Here is a 7336-nt window from a genome sequence, read left to right as displayed (position 1 = left end):
CCTCGGCCGGCTCCTGTACCCAGCGGGGGCACTCGGGGGGGGGGCGGTTCACGGTGTACGGGGGGTCGCCGCCGGTGGCGTCGCTGGGGCTTTGGGGCCGCAGGGAACGCCACATGGCGTGGAAGGTGTCGCTCACGCGGTGCCGTCCCCCTCGCGCATCGGGATCCGTACGCCCTTCTCGTCCGCAACCGACTCCGCGATGTCGTAGCCCGCGTCCACGTGCCGGATGACGCCCATGCCGGGGTCGTTCGTCAGGACGCGGCGGATCTTCTCGCCCGCCAGCTTCGTGCCGTCGGCCACCGAGACCTGGCCCGCGTGGATGGAGCGGCCCATGCCGACGCCGCCGCCGTGGTGGATGGAGACCCAGGAGGCGCCGGATGCGACGTTCACCATGGCGTTGAGGAGCGGCCAGTCGGCGATCGCGTCGGAGCCGTCGAGCATGGCTTCCGTCTCGCGGTAGGGGGAGGCGACGGAACCGCAGTCCAGGTGGTCGCGGCCGATGGCGAGGGGGGCGGCGAGGGTGCCGTTGCCGACCATGTCGTTGAACATGTCGCCCGCCTTGTCGCGCTCGCCCTGGCCGAGCCAGCAGATGCGCGCGGGCAGGCCCTGGAAGTGGACCCGCTCCCCCGCCATCTTGATCCAGCGGTGCAGGGACTCGTTCTCGGGGAAGAGGTCGAGGAGCGCCTTGTCGGTCTTGTGGATGTCCGATGCCTCGCCGGAGAGCGCCGCCCAGCGGAACGGGCCCTTGCCCTCGCAGAAGAGCGGGCGGATGTAGGCGGGGACGAAGCCGGGGAACGCGAACGCGCGCTCGTATCCCGCGAGTTGGGCCTCGCCGCGGATCGAGTTGCCGTAGTCGAAGACCTCGGCGCCCGCGTCCATGAAGCCGACCATCGCCTCGACGTGCGTGGCCATCGACTCACGCGCGCGGGTGGTGAAGCCCGCCGGGTCCTTCTCCGCGAGCGTCTGCATGTCATCGAAGTCAACGCCGACCGGGAGGTACGCGAGCGGGTCGTGGGCCGAGGTCTGGTCCGTGACGATGTCGATGGGGGCGCCCTCGGCGAGCATGCGCGGGAGCAGGTCCGCCGCGTTGCCGAGCAGGCCGATGGAGAGGGGCTTTCGCTGGTCGCGGGCCTCCGTCGCCAGCTGGAGCGCGTGCTCCAGGGAGTCGGCCTTCACGTCCAGGTACTTGTGCTCGATGCGGCGCTCGATGGCGCGCGGGTCGACGTCGATACAGATCGCGACGCCGTCGTTCATCGTCACGGCGAGCGGCTGGGCGCCGCCCATGCCGCCGAGCCCGGCGGTCAGCGTGATCGTCCCGGCAAGCGTGCCGTTGAACTTCTTCGCGGCGACGGCGGCGAACGTCTCGTACGTGCCCTGGAGGATGCCCTGCGTGCCGATGTAGATCCACGAACCGGCGGTCATCTGGCCGTACATCGTGAGGCCGAGTGCCTCAAGACGCCGGAACTCCTCCCAGTTCGCCCAGTCGCCCACGAGGTTCGAGTTGGCGATCAGGACGCGCGGGGCCCACTCATGGGTCTGCATGACGCCGACCGGGCGGCCCGACTGGACCAGCATCGTCTCGTCCTGCTTGAGGGTCTTCAGCGTGCGGACCATCGCGTCGAAGGAGCGCCAGTCGCGGGCGGCCTTGCCCGTGCCGCCGTAGACGACGAGCTTGTCGGGGTGCTCGGCGACCTCGGGGTCGAGGTTGTTCTGCAGCATGCGCAGGGCGGCTTCCTGCTGCCATCCCAGGGCGCTCAGTTCCGTACCGCGCGGTGCCCGTACGGGGCGGGGTCCTGACATGGCGATGCCTCCTCGCGTGAAGCTCTGCTCGTGAGCTCGGTGGTGCTCTGCTGTGACCTTGTTATTCACATCCTGCGATGTTGAATAGAACTAGTCAATACGTTGACAGTGCAGCGGTACCGCGTCACGGATGATTGGCTGGAACACATGAGCGATCAGGGAGCGGAGACCGCACGCGCGTCCGAGGCGAACGCAGACTCGGGCAGAGGACCGGGCGGAGCCCCGGGCAGCCACCCGGAAGCCCCCACGCAACGCCTTACGACGATGGATCCGGCGGCACGTCCCCCGACAGCACAGCCCCCGGCGGCGCAGCCCCCGGCCCCGCAGCCCCCGGCCCATTCGGCCGCGGATTCCGCGTCCCGCCGCGACCAGGCCATCCGCGCCGCCGTCGAGCAGGGCCTCGTCGACCCCGCGTCGCCCATCGTCGGCCTCCTGGACGTCACCGGCATCCGCTCGGCCGCCGCATCCCTGCGCGCCGCCTTCGAGGCGGTCACACCGCCCGGCACGCCCGTCCTGCACGCCTTCGCGGTGAAGGCGTCGCCCCTGGTCCCGGTCCTGCGGCTGCTTCGCGACGCGGGCATCGGCGCCGAGGTGGCGAGCCCCGGCGAGCTCGCCCTGGCGCGGGCCGCCGGTGTGCCGCCCACGCACACCGTCCTCGACTCGCCCGCGAAGACCCCGGCCGAGCTGCGCGAGGCCCTCGCCCTCGGCATCGCGGTGAACGCGGACAATCCGCAGGAGCTCGCCCGCATCGACGCGATGACCCGCTCCGCGCCCTCCCGCTCCCCCATCGGCCTGCGCGTGAACCCGCAGATCGGCGGCGGCTCCATCGGCGCCCTGTCCACCGCCACGGCGACCTCCAAGTTCGGGGTCGCGCTGCTCGACGACGGCGCCCGCGAGTGGGTCGTCCAGGCCTACCTCGACCGCCCCTGGCTCACCCGCCTGCACGCACACTCCGGTTCGCAGGGCATGCCGCTCGAACTGATGGTGCGGGGCGTCTCGGCTACGTACGACCTGGCCGAGGAGATCAACGGACGGGCCGGACGGCAGCAGATCGACACCATCGACATCGGCGGCGGTCTGCCCGTCAACTTCGGCTCGGACGAGGAGACCCCGACGCACGCGCAGTACGCGCGCCGCCTGAAGTCCCGCGTGCCGGGACTACTCGACGGGCGGTACGGCATCGTCACCGAGTTCGGCCGCTCGCTGCTCGCCAAGCACGGCACGATCCTGGCCCGCGTGGAGTACGCCAAGTCGGCGGGCACCCGGCCCATCGCGGTGACGCACGCGGGCGTCCAGGTGGCGGCGCGCACGGTGTACGCGCCCGCTTCCTGGCCGCTGCGGATCGCCGCGTTCGACGCGAAGGGTCGCCCCAAGAGCGGGCCGAACGTCGGGCAGGACATCGCGGGCCCGGCCTGCTTCGCGGGCGACCTGCTCGCGGAGAACCGTCCGCTTCCGCTGCTCGAACAGGGCGACTACGCGGCGGTGCTCGACACGGGCGCCTATTACTTCGCGCACCACTACTCCTACAACAGCCTTGCCAGGCCCGGGATCTACGGCTTCGCCGCCGGGTCAGGGGAACAGACCACCTTCGCCACCGTGCGGGAGCCGCAGACCCTGGAGGAGATCGTCGCCGAGTCGGGAGGCGCGGGACGGGACGCGCTGCGGGACCTCTGAGGTTTCTCAACTGCCGCATCCCTGCCGCTTTTTCGGGGCAGACCATCCCTCCAGGCACACCCAGGCACACCCAGGCACACCCAGGCCCACCCAGGCACCCAGGTAACCAGGCACGCCCTCGGGGGAGATGATCGTGTGACGACATCCAAGGCGACCACCGAAGCACCGACACCCGGCGAAGAACCCGCGCTGAACCGCGCGATCGGGCCCAAGCTCCTGATCCTCTTCGTGATCGGCGACATCCTCGGCACCGGCATCTACGCCACCACCGGCAAGGTCGCGGGGAAGGTCGGCGGCGCGCTGTGGCTGCCGTTCGCGATCGGCTTCGTCGTGGCGCTCCTGACGGCGGCGTCGTACGTCGAACTGGTCGGCAAGTATCCGAAGGCGGCGGGCGCCGCCCTCTATACGCAGAAGGCGTTCAAGGTCCCGTTCTTCACGTTCATCATCGCCTTCATGGTGATGTGCTCGGGCCTGTCGTCGGCGAGCGCCGCGGCCCGCGCCTTCAGCGGCGACTACCTCGGGGAGCTGACGAACGACGCACTGCCGCCGACACTGATCGCGATCCTCTTCATCGTCGCGCTCGCGGCGCTGAACCTGCGGGGCGTGTCGGAGTCGGTGAAGGCGAACGTGGTCCTCACGCTCGTCGAGGTGACGGGCCTCGCCATCATCCTGGCGATCGGCGCCTACGCGGTCCTGAGCGGGGACGGCGAACCGTCCCGCCTGACGGATTTCGAGGGAGGCGGCGGCACAGGCTTCGCCCTGATGACGGGCATCCTCGGCGCGACCGCGCTCGGCTTCTTCGCGTTCGTCGGCTTCGAGGACTCGGTGAACATGGCCGAGGAGACGAAGGACCCCGCACGCACCTTCCCGCGGGCGATCTTCATCGGCGTCGCGGTGACGGGCACGATCTACGTCCTGGTGGCGCTTGTGTCATCGCTGCTCGTCGACTACAAGGTGCTCGAAGGATCGAGCGGCCCGCTCCTCGAAGTCGTGAAGGCGGGCGGCATCGACTTCCCGCACAAACTCTTCGCGCTGATCGCCCTGTTCGCGGTCACCAACTCGGCCCTGATCAACATCATGATGGCCTCGCGGCTCTGTTACGGCATGGCCAACGAACGCATCCTGCCGCGCGCGATGGGCCGCGTCCTCTCGCGCCGCCGCACACCGGTGGTCGGCATCGTCTTCGTGTCGCTGCTCGCGATCGGCCTGGTGTCGACCGGGGAGATCGAGGGGCTCGGCGACACGACCGCGTTCCTGCTGCTCTGCGTGTTCGCGGTGGTCAACGTGGCGGTCCTCGTCCTGCGCCGCGACCCCGTCGAGCACAAGCACTTCCGTGCGCCGACGGTCCTTCCGGTGCTCGGCGCCATCACGGCCCTGGTCCTCGCGAGTCCCCTCGCGGACCGTCCGGCGGAGGTCTACATCCGGGCCGGGGTGCTGCTCGCCATCGGCATCGGCCTCTGGGCCGTGAACAAGGTGGTGCTCAAGGCTCGCGGCGAGGAGTAACGGGGCCGTCAGGGGCGCCCCCGGGGCGATCCGGTCGCTAGGCCGATACTTTCGGTCAGGCTCGGGCCTTCCCTGACCGCTCCTCGCGCGGATCCCGTCGAGGTTGGGCATGTTCCCCTGGAAAGTGCCTACTTGCCTGGAAACTCCACGAGTTCTGCGTACCTTCCTCACATCGGGCGGCGATAAGCCCCCGGTCGGGTGGTAGGGGCCACCCGGTTCAACCCTGGGGAAGGGGAGCCGCGTGCCCGGAATCGACGAGTGTCTGCTCGAAGCCATGACACTGCCCGGTGCGCGCGGAGCAGCGATCGTCGACTGGACCAGCGGGCTCGCCCTCGGTTCGGTCGGCGATCCTCCGGGCGGCGATCACGAGGCGACCGCCGCGGAGACCGCGGAGGTGGCCCGGTCGGCGGCCGAGTACCAGGCGTTCGCGCCCAGGGACGACGCCCTTGACTCGGCGCGGGACCCGAACCACAAGGAACTCCCCGTCGAGGACCTCATGGTCACCACGAGGACCGGATTCCATCTGATCCGCTTCGTCGAGACGACCTTCGACAGCAGCGTGTTCCTCTACCTCTGGCTCGACCGGCACACCGGCAACCTCGCGCTCGCGCGCATACGCCTTCGGGACCTGTCCGAGCGCCTGGTGCTGGTGTGAACGCCATGCGTATCACCGCGTCCACCACCTCACCCATGCTGATGCGCCTGGCCGGCGAACGGGCGACCGGCGCCCTGCTGCGCGACCAGGGCACCCTCTACCTCGTCGACGGCCATGTCGTGCACGCGGAGAGCCCCGCGGCGCCGGGCATCGACGTCCTGCTCACGGCCGGCGGGGCGCTGCCCCCGCAGGGCTGGCAGGAGGCCCTCTCACTTGCCGGGACCCGGCACGAGGTGGGGCGGCACCTGATAGACAGCGGCCGGATAACCGCCGGCGAGCTGGAAATGTGCCACATCGGCGCGCTGTTCGACGCCGCGTTCTTCGTCCTCGGCCCGGCGAGCGGACCCACCCGGTTCCGTTACGGGGTCGCGCACTGGCTCGGCCGGGTCCGCCCGGTGTCGGCCGAGACCCTGGAGCGGGAGACCCGGCGGCGCCGGGCCCTGCTGGCCAGCGTCTGGCCCTGCCCCGAACTGGACACATCCCCCGTCGTGCCACGCCCTCCCGCGCCCGGCCACAAGCTCACCGGACGCCAGATCTCACTGCTGCGGCTCGCCGACGGTGTCCGCACGCCCACCGCCATCGCCTGGGCCCTCGGCCGCCCCTCGTTCCACACCCTGATCGAGGTCAGGCGGCTCGCCGCGGCCGGACTCGTGGAACCCCCGCGCACGGCCGAACCAGGCCTGCCCATGCTCCCCGCCCCGGTCTCCGATGACCACCCCGAGCCGGACGTCGCCCTGCTGCGCCGGGTCCGTGACGCGCTGGAGGCAAGTCTGTGAATCTCCGTACGGGTCACCGGACTTGGCCCCCCACCCCATGAAGTTCTTAGCGCTCTTCAAGCGCGCCGGGAGGAGAGAGCTGATGGCTGCCGAAGCCGACGTACTGGTCGAACTGAAACGCCTGCGGACCAGGATTCCTCAGCTCAGGGGCGCCCTGACGGCCAGCGTCGACGGACTCCTGCTCGCGCAGGACGCGACGGACGTCGAGGCGGAAGGCGTCTGTGCCCTGACCGCGGCGGCGCTCGGAGTCGCCCTGCGGCTCTCGGACGCGACGCACCAGGGCCGCTTCCGCGAACTGCTCATCCGCGGCGAGGACGGCTACGTGGCGACGTACACGGCCGGATCGTCCGCCGTGCTCACGCTGCTCGCCGAGCCCCGCGTCAACGTGGGCCGGCTCCATCTGGAGGGCCGCCGTTCCAGCGTGCTCATCGGAGAGCTGGTCGACGCCGCCGTCGAACGAGCGGAGGAAAGCTGACCCATGTCCCCCACCACACCCTCATCGTCCCCCTCACCGCGGACGCCAAGCAGACGGAAAGGAAGTGCGAAATTAATGGCCAACACAGAGACAGCACTCAAGGAAACGACCACCTCGATCGAGGGGGTCATCGGCGCCGCCCTGGTCGACTACACCAGTGGCATGGCCCTGGGCACGATCGGCGGCGGAAAGGACCTGGACCTGTCCGTCGCCGCGGCCGGCAACACGGACGTGGTGCGCGCCAAGCTGCGCACGATGGAACTACTGGACCTCAAGGACGAGATCGAGGACATCCTGATCTCGCTCAGCAGCCAGTACCACCTGATCCGGCTGATCAAGGGCCGTAACAACAACGGCCTCTTCCTCTATGTGGCCCTCGACAAGGACCGGGCCAATCTGGCCATGGCCCGCCACCAGCTCAAGCGCATCGAGGCGAACCTCGACGTCTGAGCC

7 protein-coding genes are annotated in these 7336 nt (G+C 70.1%); 6 read left to right on the top strand and 1 reads right to left on the bottom strand.

The window, feature by feature from the left end; translation table 11 throughout:
- Positions 1-132: 132 nt before the first annotated feature.
- Positions 133-1800: a urocanate hydratase gene (hutU, locus tag ACFQ7F_RS44735; RefSeq protein ID WP_383285160.1), complete on the bottom strand. Its 1668-nt coding sequence runs from the start codon at positions 1798-1800 to the stop codon at positions 133-135.
- Positions 1801-1947: 147 nt separating this feature from the next.
- On the opposite strand from hutU, the gene ACFQ7F_RS44730 reads away from it, so the two are divergent.
- From ACFQ7F_RS44730 to ACFQ7F_RS44705, 6 genes are all read left to right on the top strand, one after another.
- On the top strand, positions 1948-3474 hold the full coding sequence (locus ACFQ7F_RS44730; RefSeq protein WP_383285157.1) for a diaminopimelate decarboxylase: 1527 nt from the start codon (positions 1948-1950) through the stop codon (positions 3472-3474).
- 135 nt (positions 3475-3609) lie between these two features.
- Positions 3610-4977, top strand: coding sequence for an APC family permease (locus ACFQ7F_RS44725; protein WP_383285154.1), 1368 nt, complete (start codon positions 3610-3612; stop codon positions 4975-4977).
- A gap of 241 nt (positions 4978-5218) precedes the next feature.
- Positions 5219-5632 carry a hypothetical protein gene (locus ACFQ7F_RS44720; protein ID WP_383285151.1) on the top strand — a complete coding sequence of 138 codons (414 nt, stop codon included), beginning with the start codon at positions 5219-5221 and terminating at the stop codon, positions 5630-5632.
- 5 nt (positions 5633-5637) lie between these two features.
- Positions 5638-6408, top strand: a complete 771-nt coding sequence (locus ACFQ7F_RS44715; protein WP_383285148.1) for a transcriptional regulator — start codon at positions 5638-5640, stop codon at positions 6406-6408.
- A gap of 82 nt (positions 6409-6490) precedes the next feature.
- Entirely contained in the window at positions 6491-6883 is a 393-nt protein-coding gene (locus tag ACFQ7F_RS44710; RefSeq protein ID WP_383285145.1) for a roadblock/LC7 domain-containing protein, read from the top strand.
- Positions 6884-6958: 75 nt separating this feature from the next.
- Complete coding sequence (locus ACFQ7F_RS44705) at positions 6959-7333, top strand: hypothetical protein (protein ID WP_383285142.1); 375 nt, start codon at positions 6959-6961, stop codon at positions 7331-7333.
- The last annotated feature ends 3 nt before the right edge of the window (positions 7334-7336 follow it).

The organism is Streptomyces sp. NPDC056486 (assembly GCF_042795295.1).
GTDB lineage: Bacteria > Actinomycetota > Actinomycetes > Streptomycetales > Streptomycetaceae > Streptomyces.
This window is presented reverse-complemented; position numbering and strand designations above follow the sequence as displayed.